Here is a 20,743-nt window from a genome sequence, read left to right on the forward strand (position 1 = left end):
CAAAGCCCCTCCCAAGGCCCCAGTCTTCACGATCAGCCGCGTTGGTAAAGCGCGAAAGCGTCCTCGCCGCTTGCATCGTCATGTATGATCGCCATCAGCCCGCGAACGACCGCGCTCGGATTGGCATGTTGATAGATGTTACGCCCATAGACCATGCCCATGGCGCCCTGCCGCATCAAGGCCGCCGATTTATCGAAGACGGCGCGAAGATCCTCCTTGCCGCCGCCGCGAACCAGAACCGGGCAACGGGCCGCCTCGACCACCCTGTGGAAATCCTCCGCATTCGTCGTCGGGTCGGCCTTGACGATATCCGCTCCCATCTCGCGGGCAAGCCGCGTCAAGGTAACGATCTTGTCGGCATCCCCATCGACCATATAGCCGCCAGCCTGATCGACCGGCTGCATGACAAGCGGTTCGATCATCAGCGGCAGGCCGTATTTGTCGCAGTCCGCGCGCACGCGGGCAATATTCTGAACGCATTGGCGAAAAAGGTCGGGTTCGTCGGGCAGCATGAAGAGGTTGACCACGACACAGGCCGCATCCATCTCGATCGCGCCGATCAAGGGCTCGGCCTCGTTCTGGAGTACGGCCCACATGTCGCGGTGCCGCGTGCGGTTATATGGGTTTCCCATGTCGATGCGCATGACCAGCGCCGGCTTGTTCCTGGCGGTCACATCTTGCAGCAAGTCTGCCTGGCCGTAGTTCATCTGGATTGCGTCGGGGGCTGCTTGCACCAGGGTCCCGACAACAGTCGGCATGTCTTCGAGACCATTGAGGAAGGAGGGTTCGTTGCAGACGCCATGATCGATGGCCACGTCCAGGCAACGACCGCCGCTGAATAGCCGGTTCATCCGGACTTTGCTGTTGCTTCGCATTGCATGCTCCTTTGTTCGTTCCGTTCGGAAAGGGTGCTTTCGGTGACGCCGTGGCGGTCACGTAAGAGGGTGAGAAAACGCTCGCGCTCGGCACTCCGCTCTGCCGGCGTCCAGGCCTTTTCCGCCGCTAGAAGATCGAGCGTTGCGTCCATCATCTGCTGGGAGAGATGGCCCGATATGGCAAGCGTTGTGCGCCGGAGCAGCAGATCGTCGAGATGCTCGGCCGCTTCGTTGCGGATGAGAAAGATGAGTTCGCGCTCGGAATAATCCGGATGGGGCGTGGGCCTGTCGGATGCCATGCCGATGAAGCCGGCGATTGCTTCGGCCTGCGTGCCGTAGCGGCCGAAAAGCACTGCCATACGGCTACCCGGAATTCCCTTTTCTGCCGCCACCTGAGCGATCCACGCGGCGCGATCGAGCGGAAATCGTCGGCCGCCGCCGATCGCCCGATCGACTGTCGAAACTTGCCGCTCTTTGCCCAGCCGCTCCAGCGCGAGATCAGCCGCGAGTTCGCCGAACGATCGAAAGGTCGTCCACTTCCCGCCGATCATGCACACGACCGATGGGCCGCCATTGGCGTCGTCCACGACCGTACAGAAATGATCGCGAGGAATGCGGCCGGTAAAACTGTCGGTGCTCGCCGGCAGGGGCCGGACGCCCGAGAACTGGAAGCTGATTTCTTCCGGCCGGATTTTGATATCGGGCAGAACGAACGACAGGGATTGCAGGATATAGTCCCGCTCGTCAGTCTCGCAGCGCACGTTATCGGGATGGTCGATGCGAATATCGGTGGAGCCGACGAGAACCTTACCCAGATAAGGAAACAGGATGCAGATCCGGCCATCCTCGTTCTCGTAGTAGATCATATGGCCGGCAAGCGCGTCATAGAGCGCCGCATTGTCGATGATTAGATGGGATCCTTTTGTGCCGCCCATCAAAGGGATCGTCCGTGTTTCGGGTTTAAAGAGCGTGCCGTTGGTGATGTCGATCCACCCGCCAGTTGCGTTGATGATGAGTGTGGGTTCGATTGCCGCCGAAGAGCCGCTGATGGTGTCGTGCACGAGATATCGGCCCTCCCCTAGCGCACGGATGTCCACGTAGTTCAGCGCCTTCGATCCTGCAGAGAGGCCGTCATCCAGCAACTCGACTCCCAGGCGCTCCGGGTGGCTGACCCAGGCGTCGTAATAGGTGGCGGAACTCTTTATGTCGGCATTGAGTGCCGGCCACTTGGCGAGCGTGCTGCGCCGGCCGCGAAACTGATGGCGCGGCATCATGGCCCGCTTGCGCGTCAGGAAATCGTAAATGCTGAGGCCTGCCTTGATGGCAATGGCGCCGCGGCGGCTGGGTCGACGGGAGAGCCCCAGGAAGCGGACGAGACCATTGCCAAGTCCGGAGAAGATATCGAAGACCGGCACGGTCGTCGGCAGCGGCGCGACATAGTGCGGAGCATTGCGCAGCAACCTGTCACGCTCAGTGAGCGATTCCTGCACCAGCTTGAACTCGCCATTCTCGAGATAACGAAGGCCGCCATGCACCATGCGCGACAGTGCGGCGCTCGCCCCGGAGCAATAATCTTGCTTCTCGACCAGAAGCACGTCGAGCCCCTGCAGCGCCAGTTCCCGGAAGACACTGATGCCGTTGATGCCGCCGCCGATGACACACACGTCCACCTTCGGGCTCCGGCGAAGCCCGTCCAACGTCTCTTCACGATTCATGATGGTGATCCGTTACCTGTCCATAGCGGTCAATTTCGCTGAAATGGCCGCATCGATGGCCGATTGATCATCCGCGTCCAGCCGGATGGTTCCGGCCCGGGCATTGTCGAGCGCCTGCGCGGGATTGCGCGCGCCGCAAAGACCAAAGGTGACGCTGGGCTGGGCAAGCGTCCAGGCGATGACGATCTGGGCAATGCTCGCCTCGTGCCTATCGGCAACCGGCTTGATGGCACTCGCAAAGGCCCGCACCTTTTCACGGTTGGAAACAGAAAAGCGAGGATTGCCCAGCCGTTGATCATCACCGGAAAAGACCCGGTCGGGTCCGATAGCGCCGGACAAGAGACCGAGCGCCAGGGAGGAATAGCTCAGCGTCGCAACGCCGTTTTCCCGGGTCAACGGCAGCAGATCGGCCTCGATCTCCCGGTCAAGCATGCTGAAGCGCTCCTGGATGGCATCGAGACCGCCGGTCGCTATATAGGCTTGCAGTTCGGGGGTGCCGACATTGCTGGCGCCGATCGCCCGGATCTTGCCCGACGTCTTTAGGTCTTCCAGCGCCCGCATCGTCTCCTCGATCGGTGTCGTCGGATCCTGCCAGTGGGTGATGTAGAGATCGATGTAGTCGGTGCCGAGGCGCCGCAGGCTTTCCTCGACTTCGTGGAAGATCGCATCGCGACCGAGGTAGCGGTGAACCGGCCTGCCATCCTGATCGAAGAAATGCCGGCCCTTGTCGGTATGCCACACGAGACCGCACTTGGTGGCGATCACCGCCTTATCGCGGCGACCGTCAAGCGCCTTGCCGACGATCTCTTCCGAGCGACCGAGGCCGTAGGCCGGCGCGGTATCGATCAGCGTGATGCCGGCATCCAGCGATGCCTGGATCGCCGCGATCGATTCCGCCTCGTCGGTGCCTCCCCACATCCAGCCGCCGATTGCCCATGTTCCAAGGCCGACCGCCGAAGCGCTGACGTCTGAGCCGCCTATCTTGCGTATCAATTGTTGCCCGTTCATGCGCTTTGTCCTTCGCCATTTGCCAGCGCCAGAACCCGCGCACCGGTCGCTTCGTCAGTGACCAGCGTATCGAGATGATGGCCGCGCATGACGCTGAGGATCGGCCCCGCCTTGTTCGGACCGCTTGCCACGCCGATCTTCGTCGGGATCGAGGCGAACTCCGGAAGGGTCAGCGAGACGAGGGAGCGGTTGAGGCTGTAGTCGCAGACGCTGCCCCGGTCATCGAGCAGATGCGCGAGCAATTCGCACGAGGCGCCGGAGCGCTCGATTGCCGCGCGGTCCGTGCTCGAAGAGGGATGCAGGTCGTAGTAGCTGGAGTCGTCGGAGAGAATGGAGCCGATGCCGACCACCGCCACCTTGGCCTCTCGCGCCTGCCGGAAGACGTCGGCAACGGAGCGCATGTTGATCAGCATGTCGCGCTCGCCAGCGCTATCGGCAAAAAGAGGCGCATGGATCTGGAACGAGTGGCCGCCTAGCCGGTCGGCCATCATCGTCGAGACGTGGTTCACATCCGTATAGTGTTTGCCCTGAACGCAGCCCGTTGCCGGGATGACGGCGACATCGAAGCGTCGCGGCGCCTGAAGGCCCGCCACGACGGCGCTGACGCCCTTGCCGCCGGTGATGCAGATCGTATCGCCGTCTGCGATATGCTCGAGCAGCAAGCGAGCCGCGGCTTCGCCAACCGTCTGCAGCGTCGTTTGCAGATTATCCGATACCGTCGGTACGACGATGGCGCGGCTTATGCCGCCAAGGGCAAGAAGCTGCTCCTCCATGTCGACCAGGGGCTCGACAGGGGATTTGATCTTGATCTCGACCAGGCCGAGCTGGCGGCCGCGCTTGATCAGCCGGTTGACGGTCGCATGCGAGAGGCCGAGCTGGTCGGCGATCTGAGCCTGCGTCAGGCCTTCGAGGAAGTGCAGGACGAGAGCCTGGTGCATCTGGCGCGCGATGACGATTTCCTCGCGGGGCGCAGATGGGGATTTCGGCTTTGCAATCGGCATGTCAGGCAGCCTTCCGCTTGTGAAGGAAATGGTCGATGGAAACGGCAGTCAGGAGAATGCAGCCTTTGATCATGTCCTGCCAATAGACCGATACGTTGAGTAGGATCAGCGAACTTGAGACGACAGACAGAAGCGCAATGCCAAGGATGGCGCCAAGGATCGTGCCGGAGCCGCCGCTCAGGGATGCGCCGCCGATAACGGCCGCGGCAATGATGTTGAGCTCCATGCCGACGCCGAAAGTCGGTGTCGCAGCACCAAACCTGGACATGTAGATGACACCGGCAACGCCGGATAACGTGGCGCAGAGGACGGTAACCCAGAACTTCACCTGGTTGGTCTTGATGCCGGAATAGAGGGCGGCCTTCTCGTTGCTGCCGGTATAGAAGACCTTGCGGAAGGCCGTTGCCCGACGCAGCAGGAAATCGAAAATGGCGACCACGGCGACGAAGATCAGGATCACATAGGGCACCCCGTAAAAGGTGCCTTGCCCGACGGCCTTGAACGAGGGCGGCAGCGTGAACAGCGAAAGCGGTGTTCCCTTGGTAATGATGAGGCAGATACCCCGCACGATCACCATGGCCGCCAGCGACGTGATGAAGTGATTGAGGCCGATGACGGTGACGAAGAAGCCCATGGCGCAGCCGATCAACGCGCTGGCGAGGATGCCGATCAGCGATGCGCTCCATGGATCCAGTCCCATCAGGAACAGCGACCCGGACAGAACCATCGAGAAGCAGACGACCGACCCCACAGAGAGGTCGATGCCGCCGACGATCAAAAGGATCGTCATGCCGACGACGACGATACCTTCCACCGAGAAGGACATCAGCATCGCTCTGAAATTGCCGAGCGTCAGGAAATGCGGGGAGGCAAAGCTCATGAGGATGCAAAGGGCGAGAATGATGGCGATGAGCCCTGCTTCCCGCATCGTTCCGAGCTTCCTCCAGGAAGAAGCGCGCTGCCTCGTCACCGCCAATGCATGATCTGTCACTGCCTTGTCCCCCGTTTCTGCCTTTTTCTCAGACGGCATGCTCTGATGCCTTTGATTTGGTGTGTTGCCCGGCGCCGATGCCCGATGCCAGCCGCATGATGGCCTCTTCCGTCATCGCCGCGCCTTCGACTTCGCCGGCGATGGTGCCTTCGCGGATGACGATCGCCCGGTCGCAGAGGCCGAGAAGCTCCTGCAATTCCGAGGTGATGACGACGATGCCGATACCGGAGCGCGCGAGATCACGCAGCAGGCGATGAATCTCGGATTTTGCGCCGACATCGATGCCGCGCGTCGGCTCATCGAGAAGGATCACTTTCGGATCGACCGCCAGCTGTTTGGCGATGGCGACCTTCTGCTGATTGCCGCCGGAGAGCGATGAGACCGGCATGTCGATACCGCCCATGCGAACGCCGAGACGGCGCGCAAGTTCGCCTGCCCGATCCGCCTCTGCCTTCGCATTCAAGAGCCCGAACCGGCCGGTCAGCGACTTCAAATCGAGAGCGGCAATGTTCTGCGCAATCGATAGGTCGAGAAAGACACCGGAGCCTTTGCGATCCTCGGAGAGGTAGACGACGCCTGCCCGTACCGCATCCGCGTAGGATGTCGCCCGGAGTGTATTGTCCTGCAATCGGATCTCGCCTGTCGTCGTCTGGCGCAGCCCGCAGACACCTTCGGCGATTTCGGTTCGTCCGGAGCCGATCAGGCCACCGATCCCGAGAATTTCGCCTTTGCGCAGTTCGAAGCTGACATCGCGGAAGCGCTTGCCGTCACCAAGATTTTGGACGGAGAGAATGGTTTCGTCGTTGCGCTCCGTCTCGCCCTGCTTCTCAGGATAGAGCTGGGTGATCTCGCGGCCGACCATGCGGCGCACCACATCTTCGGCGGTGATATCCGACACTCGTTCGGTCGAAACATAGCGGCCGTCGCGAAAGACGGTGACGCGGTCGCAGAGGCTGAAAATCTCGGCCATGCGGTGGCTGATATAAACGATCGATATGCCCTGAGCCTTCAGATCGTTAATGATGCCGAAGAGCACCTGTGCTTCCGTGACCGTCAGCGCCGCCGTCGGCTCGTCGAAGATCAGAACCCGGCAATCGAGCGTCAGCGCCTTCGCGATCTCGACGAGCTGCTGGCTTGAAATCGGCAGCTCGCTGACCTTCTGGCGGACATCGATCGGAGCAAGGCGGTTCATGACAGCCTGCGCTTCCCGCTCCAGCCGGGCAAAATTCATGAAAGGCGAGCGGCGACGGTTTGTGGCCGCCATGAACATGTTCTCGGCAATGGTGGCGTCCGGGCAGAGGGCGATTTCCTGGTGGACGAGACCTATTCCCAAGGTCTGGGCATGGGCCGGAGAGGCAATCTTCACATGCGCGCCATCGATGAGGATTTCTCCTTCGTTCGGCTGCAGCACGCCGGCGATGATGTTCATGAGCGTCGACTTGCCCGCGCCGTTCTCGCCGCAGAGCGCATGCACCTCGCCCCTTTCCAGGGTGAATGTCACATCCGTCAGCGCCTTGATGGCGCCGAAGCGTTTGCTGACATTGCGTATCTCCAAGACCGGTGCTGGCGTCATCACATCCACTCCCTTGCCCACCCTGCATCGGTTGTCCGGGATTTCCTCATCCCGGACAACCGCCTCGTAGGGCTTACTCCTCGATACCCTTCGTACCACGACGCTTCAGGTACTTGTCCCAATAGAAGTCGTCGGCATTGGCGGCTGTCACGATCGACAGGCCGTTATCGACGAAGGGAATGCTCATCGGGTTGAAGCCGGAACGCTTGGCGTCGTTCATCGGGTCGATCAGCTCGGGATGCTTGGCAAACCAGAGCATCATGAAGCCCATATAACCCTGCATGCCCTGGTTTGGGTTGATCGAGCCGAACACTTCGCCGGCCTTGATCATGTCGAGAATATTGGCGTTGACGTCGGCGCACATCACGAGGATCTTGCCGCCGCTTTCCTTGTTGGCCTGAGCTGCGCCGATTGCCGAGTTTGCCTCGGGCATGAACACGGCATTTAGGTTCGGATGCGCCTGCACCAGGCTCATGAGACCCTGATAAGCCTTGTTGGGATCCTGGTTCGAGGCCGCGCGGCCGACGAGCTTCATGTCAGGATATTTTGTTTCCATGCGAGCGATGAAAGCGGCGATGCGCTTGTCGTGATTGTCCTGCCCCGGATTTTCCAGAACGGCATATTCGCCCTTGCCACCGAGCTTTGCGGCAATCGCATCGGCAGCGTAGGTGCCTTCACGCGCATTGTCCGAGGTGATGAAGGAGATGCGCCTGGAAAGCGGCGAATCCGCGGCGAAGGTGACGACCGCCGTGCCCTGATCGATCGCGCGGTTGATCGGCTCGATGAACGGGTCGGAATTCATCGGATGGACGAGAATGCCGGCCGGGTTCTGGGCAAGTGCCTGATCGAAGGTGGCGATCTGCTTGTTGACGTCATATTCCGGCGTTCCGGTATAGGCGGTCTCGCAGCCGAGCTGGCGGCCGGCCTGCTTGAACATCTCATAGACCGGGAACCAGTATTCGACGCCGGATACCATGACGTTCATGACGTATTTTTCGCCGGGCTTGCAGCGAAACGGATTTTCCGTCTCGGCTGCTGACGCAGTCGAGACGAATGCCGCTGCGGCCAGAACAGCCATTGCGGTCGTGCTTAGAAATTTGCGCAAAGTTCCTCCCCGGAGGCCGAAGCCCCTTCCCAAATGTCCCCTGGCCTCCCTTGTGGGGGCCGATGATCCCAATGAAGATCGAAACTCCTCCTCGAGTTCCGATGTCGACAAGAAACCGCATGGCCTGCGTGTTGTCAATATAATTCATCATGTGAAATATATTTCTCGTCGCTGCGGATTTTTGGGGATGGATGGCAAGATGGGCCTGCGCAAAGCCGGCTAAGCCTCGGTTAGGCGTTGGCCACCTGCATGGGATGGGTGGTTCTGGTGCCGAGTAAGACCAGCGGCACCGCAATTGCAAAGACGACGACGACCGATAGCCAGATGGCGCCGGGCCACTCTTTCTGGACGGCAAAGTAGAAAGTCGAGAATGCCAGAGGACTGATGATGGAGGCCAGGCTTACCGCCGATGTCAGTACGCCCTGGAACTGGCCTTGGCTGGCCGAATCGACCTGCCGGGTGGCGAGCGCCTGAAACGCCGGCGTGCCAATGCCTGCAAGGGCGAAGATCGGCATGATCGCGAAGACGATCCAGCCCTGGTTGGCGAAAGCCATGGTGACAAGGGCGATGCAGGCGCTGGCGATCCCGGCGATCACAGCCCATCGTTCGCCGAGGAGCTTTGTCGCTGGGCCGGGCAGGAAGATTTGCACCAGTGTCTGGCAGACACCGAATGCGCCCAGCGAAAGGCCGATCCAGAGGCCGTTCCACTGGAAGGTATCGAAGCCCCACAATGCCCAGCACGTACCATAGGCCTCGCCGGTGGCACTCAGGATGAAATAGACGAAGACGATCGGCAGAAGTCCCTTCATCGAAAAGGCCCAGCGCAGCGGCCAAAGCGGGTTGAGAACGGCCAGATCGATCTTCTGGCGGGACGGAATGCGAGATTCAGGCAGGACGAAGAAGGCCAGCAGCAGATTGCAGCCGTTCAGAACGGCAGCGGCGATGAAAGGGAGCCGCAGCCAATGGTCGCCGAGCAACCCGCCGATTACCGGGCCGACGATGAAGCCGATACCGAACATGGCGTTGAACAGGCCAAAGCGGCGTGCTCGCTTATCCTCGGGCGAGATGTCGGTGATGTAGGCCGTTGCCACGGAGATATTGGCACTGGTCAGGCCGGCAATGGCGCGGCCGAGCAGCAGCATCCAGAGCTGCGGGGCAAATGCCATGATGACGTAATTGATCGCCGCACCCGCCAGCGAAATGAGAAGCACGGGACGCCTGCCGAGATTGTCGCTGAGCGCACCGAGCACCGGCGCGAAGACGAACTGCATGGCAGCATACAGCGCCGTCATGATGCCGATATAGGGCGCGATGTTCTGCGTGTGCGTCACATCCTCGAGAAGGCGGGGAAGAATGGGAAAGATGAGGCTAATGCCGACGGCGTCTAAACAGATCGCGGCAAAGATAACGATAAGAGGCTTGTTCATTGGGTTTCAATCCATGGAAATGATGAGCTCGCCGGTCACGCGCCCTTTGGCGCTGACCTCCATCGCTTGCGCGGTCTGCTCAAGCGGAAAGGTCTGTTCGACGTGCAAGCGGAAAAGGCCTTCGGAATAGAGCCGAGCCACATCGATGAAAATCTGCTCGGGGTTCTCGGGAGGGCCGTGTGAAAATTTTGCGCCGTATTCCTCAGCTGAGAAATCGGCGACGGAAAGAACATAAGCGGGGTCGCCGACGATATCGATCAACTCGGGTATGATTCCCGAGCCGGCGAGATCGAGGGCAGCGTCAATGCCATCTGGTAGAGCTCCCTTAGACGTCCTCCCAGCCCGGGGCCGTACGGCGTTGGGATGGCGCCAAGCTCTCGCAGATAGTCATGCTTCGGCGCGCTCGCGGTGCCGATGACGATCACCCCACGCAGGCGTGCAAGCTGGACGACAGCCGTGCCGATCCCGCCTGCAGCACCGCTCACCAACAGCGTCTCGCCGGATTTGATGCCGACTTCGTCAAGCGCACGCGTTGCCGTGTCGACGATGACAGGCAGGCCGGCGGCGACATCGAAGGGCAAATCATCCGGCTTGTGCGCCCAATGCGTGAGAACCGCATGTTGAGCGATCGTGCCTTCGCCGAAACCGAAGACGGCGTCTCCGATAGCAACGTTGGAAACGCCCGCGCCGACCTCGTCGACAACGCCTGACGCTTCGACGCCGAGACCCGATGGAAACGTCACCTCCTCGAAGTCACGATACTGTCCGTTCCGGCGCTTCCAGTCGGAGGGGTTCACCCCGGCGGCGCGGACGGCGATCCGCACCTGACCGGGGCCAGCATGCGGTTCATCGATCTCGACGACATGCAGGACCTCGGGTCCTCCATATTCGTTGAATTGAACAGCCTTCATGATGCTTCCCTTTCGGTTTGGTCGTCTGCGGGGGTATGTGAGTTTATAGTATTAAGTCCAATAATGGACTGAGTACACATTACTGCTACGCTCACAGAGGGCGGGCGTCAACAGAAAATGTGTACTCAGTATAAAATTTCTGCTATCAACTCGGACATGACCATTCCAACCGACCTGCGAACCCGCAAACGCCTCGCCACACGACAGAACATCTCGAATGTCGCCACGCGCCTCTTCTTTGAGCGCGGCTTCGACCATGTGACGGTGGACGAGATCGCCGCCGCCGCCGACGTCGGGCGGATGACGGTGTTCAACTATTTCCCCCGCAAAGAGGACATGCTGTTCGATCGCGACGAGGAGGCGCGCGAGATGCTGCGCGAGGCCTTGCGGCAGCGTGAGGCCGGAGTCGCTCCGATCGAGGCCTATCGCTTATTTGCGCATCGGCTGGTTGCGGAAGAGAGCCCTGCTGTCGATTTTTCGGCTCGCAGCCAGGGCTTCGTAAAGACGATCGAAGGCAGCGAAACGCTGAAGGCCCGGGTAAGAGCGATACGCGACGAGATCGCGCAGGTCGTGGCGGTGGCGCTATCGGAAAGCGTTGGGCGGGAACCAACCGATCCCGATGCCAAACTGGCGGCCAGCCTGCTGCTGGCGACCTGGGCCGTCGCCCTCATTCAGGGTCACATGACCTTTCGGCACCGCCAGGACACAAAGGAAGCAAAAGCCGCCTTTCTCGCTGTCGTTGACAAGGGAACCATCGGCCTGAAGGCTGCATTGGCGGGCACGCCTTACGCATAGGCACTCAGCCGGGCACGGTTTTGTCCCGAGTTATCGCGACCGTCGTATAGCCTTGCTGGGCAGCTCCGGTGTTACTGATCGGCGTCTAGGTCGTAGATGCGGCCTGTCAGCCAAGCCGGCCAATCGCGCTCGAAAAATGACTTTGCGCTTTCGTCGAACCGCCGGATCGGGCGTGTACGGATCTTCATGGCGTCACCTTCAAGCCAAACGATGATCTGTTCGTCCCGATGGGCATCCTGTTCGCTTTGGAAGCGGTATTCCTCGAGAGGGCCGGAACGATCAAACGGCAGCGCGTCCCCTGCCCGATCACATATGGCGCGGGCGCCGCGGCTGCCGCCGCCGTTTTGAATGAAGTAGTCCAGCGCGAATAATACCGCCTCCGATGCAAGCGCCATCTGCCGCCATTGCAGGGCTCGCCCTGCTTCCGCTGCCCGTTCATACGCTATTCCGCTTTCGCGGATTTGAGTGCTGAGTTGACTTGCTTCCACCAAGGCTTCAGCGACGCTGCTGCCGTCACAGATGATGCCAGCCTTCTCGCTCATGCGAGCCTGTACTTCGGCCCGGATTGACTTCACCGTCAGCAGGCTGCCCGGTTTCAGTATTTCGAGCAGATTGGAGACCCCCGCTCGGGCGGTCGCCGTGATATCGGTCTTGGGAGCAATCTTTGCCTTGCCGCTCGCCCCAATGTGCTCGGCCGCCCTTGTGCCAAAGACCTGACCCGCGTTCAGCGCGGCGCCACCCGGCCGCGTCACGCCATGTGTGCCGGCCGCCTCGCCGATGGCGTAGCAACCTGCAAGACTGCTGCGACCCCAGGTGTCGACCAGAATGCCGCCGTTCATATGCTGGTTGTTGACGGCAAATTCGAGCGGCTCGACTGCGATGTCGACCTTGTAGCGGCGATAAAGCTCGATCGCGAGCGGGTTCATGTGCCGCAGGCGCTGGATTGGAAGATCCTGGTTCGCGCCGGCATTGCCCAGATATTGTTTCACGTCGTCGTCAAGCCGTTCGAGCGAAAAGGGCTGGTCGCCGGGTACCGGCAGCGGGTTCCTGTTGAAATCCATGAAGACCCGGCAGCCCGCCGCATTTTCGCGGTAGATGGCCAGATCCACGAGGCTTGAGCCGAAATCCAGCATCCGGGTGGAGTGAAACGGCCACTGATACCCCTTGCGGAAGACGTTCGAGGCCATCTCCTGGGTGCTGCGATAATATTGCGCCAGGAAATGATGCTCGTTTCCATCGGCGTCGACGGAATAAATATGCGGGATCGCCTGGACATAGGTTCCCGAGAGGTTCCAGGGAAACCCTTCCCGGCGCGTGCCGATGCCGAACTGGCTCTCCGTCAGGTTGACAAGTTCGAGGCCTGCCTCCAGCGCCAGACCGAGCGATCCGAAACAGCCATTTGGATAGACGCTATCCCGATAAAGTTCACCCGGCCCTCCCGCCGCAAGCACCAGCACCCCGCAGGAAAACAGGGCGATGCCAAAGGGGTTGGCGTCCGTCCGGTCGGCGGCGCGGATCGCCAGCACGCCCATGACCCTGGGGCCGTCGCCGTCGCCTTCAGTCAGGATCTTCACGGCTGTCGTGTGGTTACAGATCGGAACGTTGAGGCGGATTGCCTCTTCTGCCAGCACTTTGACCATCAATCGCGATGTGCGCGGGCCGCAACTGGTGGCGCGACCGACCTCGTCGTGATCCGTCTGATATCGGAGCGTGCCTCCCAAGGGATCCTGCGGCAGCGGCAATCCCAGGAATTGCAGCGACGCCATCATGCGGGCGGAACCGACAGCCTCGACATAGGCGGTGTCCTCGTCCATCGCGCCACCGGCGCGGATGGCGCGTGCCATCGCCTTGAAATTATCGCCCTGATCGGCGGTGTTTGCCGTGTGAAGCGTCTGCTTGTCGGAGCCGGAACAGGCCGAGGTGCCGCCCCAGGCGCTCTGGCTCATGACGACGACATCGTCACCGCGCCGCTTCATTTCGACGGCCGCACGCAAACCCGCAGCCCCCGATCCCACCACGACACAGCCGGCCCTATAGACTGGCACATCGATGCCGGCGAGGGTCACCGTTTCGGATGAAGCCGCCTCTGCCGAAAGCTTCGGCATATCGACATCCGTCAGCGCGTCGAGAATATGTTGAGGGACATCAATGGTCATGGCGTCTGTCCTTGCGATAGGCGTCCGGTCACGCGAAGGGGATGTCAACCCAGCGCTTGAGGCGCGAGGATTCCATGCACGCGTCGACGATCTGGCAGATGTGATGCCCGGTCTCGAATGTCGGCCACATCGGCGTGTTGGTCGTGATCGAGCGTATGACTTCGGCAACCTCGATGATCTTGCTCTCATTGTAGCCGAGCGCGAAGTTCGGCAGTGGCAGGAAGGCCCTGAAGGTCGGGTTCTCCGGGCCGACATCGATCTCGCGGAAACCGGCTCGCCCGGCGCGATCGTCATTCGAATAGAAGCGCAGGCGGTTCACCTCGTCATAGGTATAGGCGAGGCTGCCCCTGGTGCCGTAGACCTCATAGGTCTGCATGAATTTGCGGCCGGTCGCCACACGGCTGAAATCGACGATGCCGCTTGCGCCGTTCTCAAAACGGCAAAGCAGATTGGTGGCGTCGGGATTGGTAATCTCGGCCCAGGCCTCGTCGCCCTTCAGCTTGACCTGCTCACCATAGGCAAGACCCTCGACAACCGGGCGCTTCGGCGTGACAATCAGATTGTCGGCGATCAGCGAGCTGACGCGGCCGACCAGAAACTCCATGAAGCTGAAGATGTGGGAGCCGGTGTCACCGACAATGCCTGTCGGGGCGAGCTTGCCGTCGGCGCGCCACATGAAGGGCGCGCTCGGATCTCCATACATGTCGACATGCTGGCAGCCACGGAACATCTTGATCTCGCCGATCTCACCCGCCTCGATGATCTCCTTGGCAAGATCATGGACCGGATTTCGCGGAAAGGCATGGCCAACGCGGGTGATCACGCCCTTGGCCTTGGCGATATCAGCAAGCTCGCGCGCTTCCTTGGCCGTATTCGCAAGCGGCTTCTCGCAATAGACGTGCTTTCCCGCCATCAAGGCTGTCTTGGCGACTTCGTAATGCAGGCTGTCGGGCAGGCAGATATCGATCAGGTCCACTTCGGGATCGTTCACCGCCTCTTTCCAATCCTGCAGGATCTTTGCGCCGGGTGCCCTTCGCGCCAGATCTTCCGCGACTTTCGGGTTGGCTTCGACAAGCGCAACGACACGCGCTGTGCCGCCTGATATGCCGAAGAAATGCGGGAAGGTCTGGTAGGCCATGGTGTGGACCTTGCCCATCCAGCCCGACGCGCCGAGCACGGCTACCTTAATTTCAGTCATTCTTATCACTCCATAGGCTGACGGCCCTCGCAGGACCGGTCGGCAAATGATTGTCGGCTGTTCGCCATCCCGGTTTATGCGGACCTAGCGCACGCCGGCCCGTGCCCGGGGACGCGTGTCGTTGCGCTCATAGGAAAAGATCGTTGCGGGAAGCGGTGGCAGACCGCGGATCAGATCCGATCCCTTCTCACCCACCATGATGGTCGGCGCATTGGTATTGCATGAGGGAACGCGCGGCATGACGGAGGAATCGCAGACCCGCAGCCCGTCAAGGCCGTGGACTTTCAGGTCTAGGCCGACAACCGCATCTAAGCCCGTGCCCATCTTGCATGTCCCGACGGGATGATGGTCGGTCTTGGCATTGGCGCAGCCGTAATCGAAGAGCTGCTCGTCGGTCATCACCTTCGGGCCGGGAAGGCGCTCGGCCATGACATATGGCTTGAGAGCGGCCTGCTGCATGATTTCGCGCGCGATCTTCAATCCCTCCAGAGACATTGCCCTATCGTGCGGATCCGACCAGTAGTTGGGATCGATCAGAGGAGCTGCAGCAGGATCGGCCGATGGCAGGCGCACGGTTCCACGCGATCGCGGGTGCAGATAGGCAGAATTGAGGGTCACGCCGGCGTTCTTCAGACGCTCGACGCCTGCCTCGATGCCCGATCCGAGCCCGAGATGGAACTGGATGTCGGGAGAACGCGCATCCGGATCAGCATACCAGAATCCACCCGTCTCGAAGAGCGACGAGGCGACCGGTCCGGTGCGAAACAGGACATATTGAATGCCGGCCCAGAGCGTCCTGTGGAGTTTCGCCATGCCGTCATAGGTATGGTCGCCAGTGCATTCGGCGATGACGAAGAGATCGAGATGATCCTGCAGGTTGCCACCTACGCCGGGCAGATCATGCAGCACCTTGACCCCGGCCGATCGCAGATGATCGCCAGGTCCGATGCCCGACTGGAGGAGAAGCTTCGGCGAGCCGATCGCGCCCGAGGAGACCAGCACTTCGCGTTCGGCCCGAACGATCTCCACGCCATTCTTGCCGGCGATCTCGACCCCAACGGCGCGTTTGCCTTCAAGGACAATGCGCGAAACGCGGGCGCCGGTGCGAACCGTCAGGTTCTTGCGATCCTTGATCGGCGAGAGATACCCGAGCGACGCCGACGACCGCCGGCGATTGCGTTGCGTGAGCTGATAGAAGCCGACGCCTGCCTGCTGACGGCCGTTGAAGTCGTGATTGTAGGGAATGCCAAGTTCCTGTCCGGCGCGGATATAGGCGTCGCAGATCGGGAGCGGTGCTGCGGGCATCGAGACACCCAAAGGGCCACCATAGGAATGATAATCATCGGCGAAACGCTGATTGTCTTCGGCACGTTTGAAATAAGGAAGGATGGAGCGATAATCCCAGCCATCGCATCCGTCTTCGCTGGCCCAGAGATCATAGTCCGCGGCATTGCCGCGAGTATAGAGCTGCGCGTTGATCGACGAACCGCCGCCGATCACCTTGGCCTGGGTGTAGCGGAGCACCCGCCCCTTCATGTGCTTCTGTGGGACGGTCTCCCAGCCCCAGCTTGCAACCCCCTTCGTCATCTTGGCGAAGCCGGCCGGCATGTGGAACAGGGGATTCCAGTCGCCGCCGCCAGCTTCGAGCAGGAGCACCTTGACATCCGGGTCTTCGCTCAACCGGTTTGCAAGCACGCATCCCGCGGGTCCGGCACCTGTTATGATATAGTCGAAAGCCATGTTGTGATCCTGTTATATGCGCGGCGTTGACAGGCCAGCTTCTGCGCCGATGTCTGTCTGCTTCAAATCCTTCGACGCGATGTGATCGGCGACCCGCAATGCCTGGCTTGCGACCGTCAGCGCCGGATTGACGGCGGCTGAGGTCGGCAGGAAGCTTGCATCCACGACAAACAGGTTTTCGTGGTCGTAGGCGCGGCAGAAGGTATCGAGCGGCGCCGTTGCGGGATCGTTACCGATACGGACGGTGCCGCACTGGTGCGAGGGTGTCCGCTTGTCGAAGGGTTTGGCGAGGACGATCGGAAAGCCGATCGACTTCAGGATGCCCTTCAGCTTGGCGACGAGCGCCAGATGCGCGTCCCAATTGGTTCGCTTCCATTGCAGGACGATCCTGTCTCCATCGACCATGATGCGGCTTTCGGGATTGGGCATGTCCTCGCTCATCGCGTAGAAGTCGATGGCGTGGCCGGCGACGAGGCCGAGAAGCCATTCGGGAACATGGGGAAGAGATCCCTTGAGGATCTTGCCTGAGACCCGGCCGAGAAGCTGGACATTGCCAAGAGGCGGTCCACCTTCGCCGTCGGACAGATAGAAATCGTTGAAGGCGAATGTCTTCTGGTAGACGGAGGTGTTCCTGAAACCCGGCGAGATACCGATCACGGCCGAAGAATTGTGGTTCATGAAATTGCGCCCGACCTGATCGGAAGAGTTCGCAAGTCCGGTCTGGTACCGGTCATTGGCGGAGCGCAGCAGAAGGGCTGAGGACTGGACGGCGCCGGCGGAGAGAATGACGATCTTCGGCGACACCGAAAGGGTTTGGCCATTCTTGACGTAGACGACCTTTTCGATCAGCCCGCCCGCGCCGGTATCGAGCCTGACCACGCGCGCATTCGTTTCGAGCCGCACGTTTTCGTGCCGAAGTGCGGCGGCGAGCGCCACTGTCTCGGCATCCATCTTCCCATCGGCGGAATTTGGATGCGCATCCCAGGGCGTCTGCGCCTTTGCCAGCCACCGGTCGATATCGACACCCAATGGCAATGAGAAAGGATGAAGCCCTTTCTTCTTGATGCGCGCCCTCACATCCGCGATCGGTGGTTCGTCGGGAACCGGCGGATAGTCGTAGGCGGCCGAGTGATAGGGTTCCGTCGGATCATCTCCGAGCTCTCCCCGCACATTGTACAGGCGTTCCGCGCGGCTATACCAGGGCTCCAGGGTATCGTACGGAAAGGGCCAAGCCGGCGAGATGCCTTCGCGATGATGGATGACATCGAAGTCTTCGCGTCGATAGCGTGACAGCACCGCGCCGTAGAATTTCGAATTTCCCCCGACATTATAGTAGTTACCCGGATTGAACCCCTTACCGTCAGCCTCATACCAGGTCTCCTTCGGCCGGAAATGGCCGCGCTGAAAGATCGCTCGCTGGTCCCGGTTGACCGGATTGTCTCTGATGTGATCGCCGGCTTCCAAAATGAGGATGCGGGCACCTGTTGCAGCCAGGCCGGAAGCGACGGTCGAGCCGCCTACTCCTGAGCCGATGATGACGATGTCGGGCGTGTCGTTCATGTGAGCCACCCCCCTCAAGCTATTCTTGCTTGGGTATTTGGATCGAAGAAGACGGTTTTATCGAGGTTGAACGCGAGGCGAGCGTTTTGGCCGGCCTGGATGCGGACGTCGGCGCGCAGGCGGGCGACGACTTCCTTGCCGCCGAGCTTGATGACGGCGAAGGTGTCGGAACCGGCGGGCTCGACGACTTCGATCAGGCAATCGTTTTCGGAGACGGTCTGGGCATTGCGGTCGGCGCCGTCTGGGTCGGTGAGTGCTTCGGGGCGAATGCCGAAGACGACGGCGCGGCCGTCATGGGCCTCGAGCTGCTCGCGACCGGCGGCGATCGGCAGCCGGATCAGCTCGCCATCGCCGCGCGCCAATGAGACGGACAGGCCGTTGCTGCCCTTCTCGATGGTGCCGGAGAGCAGGTTCATGGCGGGCGAACCCATGAAGTCGGCAACGAACATGTTGGCGGGATTGTTGTAGATCTCGGCCGGCGAGCCGAACTGCTGCAGCACGCCATCCTTGAGAACGGCGATCTTGGTTGCCAGCGTCATGGCCTCGATCTGGTCATGGGTGACATAGACGATGGTGGTCTTCATGCGCTCGTGCAGACGCTTGATCTCGGTGCGCATGTCGACGCGCAGCTTGGCATCGAGGTTGGAGAGCGGCTCGTCGAACAGGAAGAGTTTGGGGTCGCGCACGAGCGCACGGCCCATGGCGACGCGCTGGCGCTGGCCGCCCGACAGCTGGCTCGGCTTGCGGTCGAGCAGATGGCTGATCTGCAGCACCTTGGCGACCTCGTCGATCGCCTTCTTGCGCTCGTCGGCGGGCACGCCACGCATCTCCATGCCAAAGGCGATGTTGCCGGCAACCGTCATGTTCGGATAGAGCGCATAGCTCTGGAACACCATGGCGATATCGCGCTTGGAGGGATGCAGGCCGGCAATGGAGCGTCCGTCGACGCGGATGTCGCCGTCGCTGATGGCTTCAAGACCGGCAATGGTGTTGAGCAGGGTGGACTTGCCGCAGCCGGACGGTCCGACGAGGACGAGGAAGCCGCCCTTCTCGAGCTCGAGATCGATGCCCTTGAGGATGTCGACGGCGCCATAGCGCTTCTTCAGTCCGGAAATTTCTAGAAAGGCCATGGCTGTTATCCTTTGACTGCGCCCGCCATCAGACCGCGCACGAAGTAGCGGCCAGCGAGAATGTAGACGATGAGCGTGGGGACGGCGGCGATCATGGCGGCGGCCATGTTGACGTTGTATTCGACCACGCCGGTCGAGGTGTTGACGACGTTGTTGAGTGCGACGGTCATCGGCATGGCATCGCCGGTGCCGGCATAGGCGGACGCAAACAGGAAGTCGTTCCAGATATTGGTGAACTGGTAGATGACGGTGACGACGATGATCGGCAGCGAGCTTGGCAGCATGATGCGGCGGAAGATCTGGAAGAAGCCGGCGCCGTCGACCTGGGCGGCCCTGACCAGCTCGGTCGGAAAGGCCTCGTAGTAGTTGCGGAAGAACAGCGTGGTGAAGCCGAGGCCGTAGACGACGTGGACGAAGACCAGGTTGACGGTGGAATTGCCGAAGCCGAAGCTAAAACCCGTGGCATCCTGCAGGGTGACGCCGAAGCGGCCGAGCGCGCCGAGGATCGTCGCCATCGGCAGCAGCACCGACTGGAACGGAATGAAGCAGGCAAACAGCATCAGGGCGAACACCAGCGTATGGCCGGGAAAGCGCCACTTGGTCAGCACATAACCGTTGAGCGCGCCAAGGATGGTCGAGATCGCCACGGCCGGAACCACCATCTTGATGGAGTTCCAGAAATAGCCCTTGATGCCGGCGCAGGTGAGCCCGACGCAGGTCTCGCCCCAGGCCTTCAGCCAGGGATCGAAAGTGGGAGACCTGGGCAGCGCCAGCATGTTGCCGTTCTGGATCTCGTCCATGGTCTTGAACGAGGTGACGAGCATGACGAAGAGCGGCGCGAGATAGAACAGCGCAAACAGGAACAGCAGGCCGTAGATGATGACCCGGCTGACCCAGCGGCCGCGATTGGCGCGATGGGCGGGGTTGTCGTGCGGCGCCAGGCCGGCGGTGGAGGTGGCAACGGAGCTCATCGCGCCTTCTCCTTCAGTTCGGAATAGAGATAGGGGACGATGATGGCCGAGATGGTCATCAGCATGATCACGGCGCTGGCCGAACCGACGGCCATCTCGTTGCGCTTGAAGGTGTATTCATACATGAAGTTGGACGGCAGCCAGGCCGAGCCGCCAGGGCCGCCCGAGGTCAGCGCCACCACGAGGTCGTAGGACTTGATCGCCATATGGGCAAGCACGATGAAGGCCGAGAGGAACACCGGGCGCAGCAGCGGAATGATGATGCGGCGATAGAGCTGCAGTGGCGAGGCGCCATCGATCTGCGCCGCCTTCATGATCTCGCTGTCGATGCCGCGCAGGCCGGCGAGGAACATGGCCATGACGAAGCCGGAGGCCTGCCAGACACCGGCGATGACGACGGTGTAGATGACGAAGTCCTTGTTCTTGATCCAGTCGAAGTGAAAGCTGGTCCAGCCGAACTGATGCAATGTCTGCTCAAGGCCGAGACCTGGATCGAGGAACCACTTCCAGGCAACGCCCGTGACGATGAAGGAGAGCGCCATCGGATAGAGGAAGATCGGCCTGAGCACGCCCTCGCCGCGGATCTT

At 61.1% G+C, this 20,743-nt stretch carries 16 protein-coding genes and 1 pseudogene; 1 reads left to right on the forward strand and 16 read right to left on the reverse strand.

What is annotated here, in order from left to right:
- Nucleotides 1–32 precede the first annotated feature (32 nt).
- The 9 genes and pseudogenes from ACQZ6F_RS31130 to ACQZ6F_RS31170 all read right to left on the reverse strand — a co-directional run bounded on the left by ACQZ6F_RS31130 (nucleotide 33) and on the right by ACQZ6F_RS31170 (nucleotide 10,606).
- Complete coding sequence (locus ACQZ6F_RS31130; RefSeq protein WP_449095044.1) at nucleotides 33–875, reverse strand: class I fructose-bisphosphate aldolase; 843 nt, start codon at nucleotides 873–875, stop codon at nucleotides 33–35.
- Nucleotides 848–2,590, reverse strand: coding sequence for an FAD-dependent oxidoreductase (locus tag ACQZ6F_RS31135; protein WP_449095045.1), 1,743 nt, complete (start codon nucleotides 2,588–2,590; stop codon nucleotides 848–850). The genes ACQZ6F_RS31130 and ACQZ6F_RS31135 overlap by 28 nt, the downstream gene beginning before the upstream one ends.
- 12 nt (nucleotides 2,591–2,602) lie before the next feature.
- Nucleotides 2,603–3,598 carry an aldo/keto reductase gene (locus ACQZ6F_RS31140; RefSeq protein ID WP_449095046.1) on the reverse strand — a complete coding sequence of 332 codons (996 nt, stop codon included), beginning with the start codon at nucleotides 3,596–3,598 and terminating at the stop codon, nucleotides 2,603–2,605.
- Nucleotides 3,595–4,599: a sugar-binding transcriptional regulator gene (locus ACQZ6F_RS31145; protein ID WP_449095047.1), complete on the reverse strand. Its 1,005-nt coding sequence runs from the start codon at nucleotides 4,597–4,599 to the stop codon at nucleotides 3,595–3,597. Before ACQZ6F_RS31145 ends, ACQZ6F_RS31140 begins: the two co-directional genes overlap by 4 nt.
- Nucleotide 4,600: 1 nt before the next feature.
- Nucleotides 4,601–5,629 (reverse strand): ABC transporter permease, encoded by a 1,029-nt coding sequence (locus ACQZ6F_RS31150; RefSeq protein ID WP_449095048.1) that lies wholly within the window; start codon nucleotides 5,627–5,629, stop codon nucleotides 4,601–4,603.
- Nucleotides 5,619–7,163: a sugar ABC transporter ATP-binding protein gene (locus ACQZ6F_RS31155; RefSeq protein ID WP_449095049.1), complete on the reverse strand. Its 1,545-nt coding sequence runs from the start codon at nucleotides 7,161–7,163 to the stop codon at nucleotides 5,619–5,621. Before ACQZ6F_RS31155 ends, ACQZ6F_RS31150 begins: the two co-directional genes overlap by 11 nt.
- 73 nt (nucleotides 7,164–7,236) lie before the next feature.
- Complete coding sequence (locus ACQZ6F_RS31160) at nucleotides 7,237–8,268, reverse strand: substrate-binding domain-containing protein (RefSeq protein WP_449095050.1); 1,032 nt, start codon at nucleotides 8,266–8,268, stop codon at nucleotides 7,237–7,239.
- A 230-nt stretch (nucleotides 8,269–8,498) separates the two neighbouring features.
- The gene (locus tag ACQZ6F_RS31165) at nucleotides 8,499–9,695 is read right to left on the reverse strand and encodes a TCR/Tet family MFS transporter (protein ID WP_449095051.1); all 1,197 of its coding nucleotides are present in this window, start codon (nucleotides 9,693–9,695) and stop codon (nucleotides 8,499–8,501) included.
- A 6-nt stretch (nucleotides 9,696–9,701) separates the two neighbouring features.
- Nucleotides 9,702–10,606: pseudogene (locus ACQZ6F_RS31170) on the reverse strand (NADP-dependent oxidoreductase).
- A 156-nt stretch (nucleotides 10,607–10,762) separates the two neighbouring features.
- Between ACQZ6F_RS31170 and ACQZ6F_RS31175 the strand changes: the two are divergent.
- Nucleotides 10,763–11,401 carry a TetR/AcrR family transcriptional regulator gene (locus ACQZ6F_RS31175; RefSeq protein WP_449095052.1) on the forward strand — a complete coding sequence of 213 codons (639 nt, stop codon included), beginning with the start codon at nucleotides 10,763–10,765 and terminating at the stop codon, nucleotides 11,399–11,401.
- A gap of 71 nt (nucleotides 11,402–11,472) precedes the next feature.
- Here the strand turns inward: ACQZ6F_RS31175 and ACQZ6F_RS31180 are convergent, their stop codons facing one another.
- The 7 genes from ACQZ6F_RS31180 to ACQZ6F_RS31210 all read right to left on the reverse strand — a co-directional run.
- Nucleotides 11,473–13,557 (reverse strand): FAD-binding protein, encoded by a 2,085-nt coding sequence (locus ACQZ6F_RS31180; RefSeq protein WP_449095053.1) that lies wholly within the window; start codon nucleotides 13,555–13,557, stop codon nucleotides 11,473–11,475.
- A gap of 28 nt (nucleotides 13,558–13,585) precedes the next feature.
- Nucleotides 13,586–14,755: a Gfo/Idh/MocA family protein gene (locus ACQZ6F_RS31185; RefSeq protein WP_449095054.1), complete on the reverse strand. Its 1,170-nt coding sequence runs from the start codon at nucleotides 14,753–14,755 to the stop codon at nucleotides 13,586–13,588.
- 84 nt (nucleotides 14,756–14,839) lie between these two features.
- Nucleotides 14,840–16,495 carry a GMC family oxidoreductase gene (locus ACQZ6F_RS31190; RefSeq protein ID WP_449095055.1) on the reverse strand — a complete coding sequence of 552 codons (1,656 nt, stop codon included), beginning with the start codon at nucleotides 16,493–16,495 and terminating at the stop codon, nucleotides 14,840–14,842.
- Between the two features lie 12 nt (nucleotides 16,496–16,507).
- The gene (locus tag ACQZ6F_RS31195; protein ID WP_449095056.1) at nucleotides 16,508–18,055 is read right to left on the reverse strand and encodes a GMC oxidoreductase; all 1,548 of its coding nucleotides are present in this window, start codon (nucleotides 18,053–18,055) and stop codon (nucleotides 16,508–16,510) included.
- A 14-nt stretch (nucleotides 18,056–18,069) separates the two neighbouring features.
- Entirely contained in the window at nucleotides 18,070–19,185 is a 1,116-nt protein-coding gene (locus ACQZ6F_RS31200; protein ID WP_136686912.1) for an ABC transporter ATP-binding protein, read from the reverse strand.
- 5 nt (nucleotides 19,186–19,190) lie between these two features.
- Nucleotides 19,191–20,156 carry a carbohydrate ABC transporter permease gene (locus ACQZ6F_RS31205; protein WP_449096311.1) on the reverse strand — a complete coding sequence of 322 codons (966 nt, stop codon included), beginning with the start codon at nucleotides 20,154–20,156 and terminating at the stop codon, nucleotides 19,191–19,193.
- The coding region (locus ACQZ6F_RS31210; protein WP_449096310.1) for a carbohydrate ABC transporter permease at nucleotides 20,153–20,743 on the reverse strand (591 nt) is incomplete at its 5' end. The genes ACQZ6F_RS31210 and ACQZ6F_RS31205, both read right to left, overlap by 4 nt.

This window comes from Rhizobium sp. A22-96 (genome assembly GCF_053521805.1).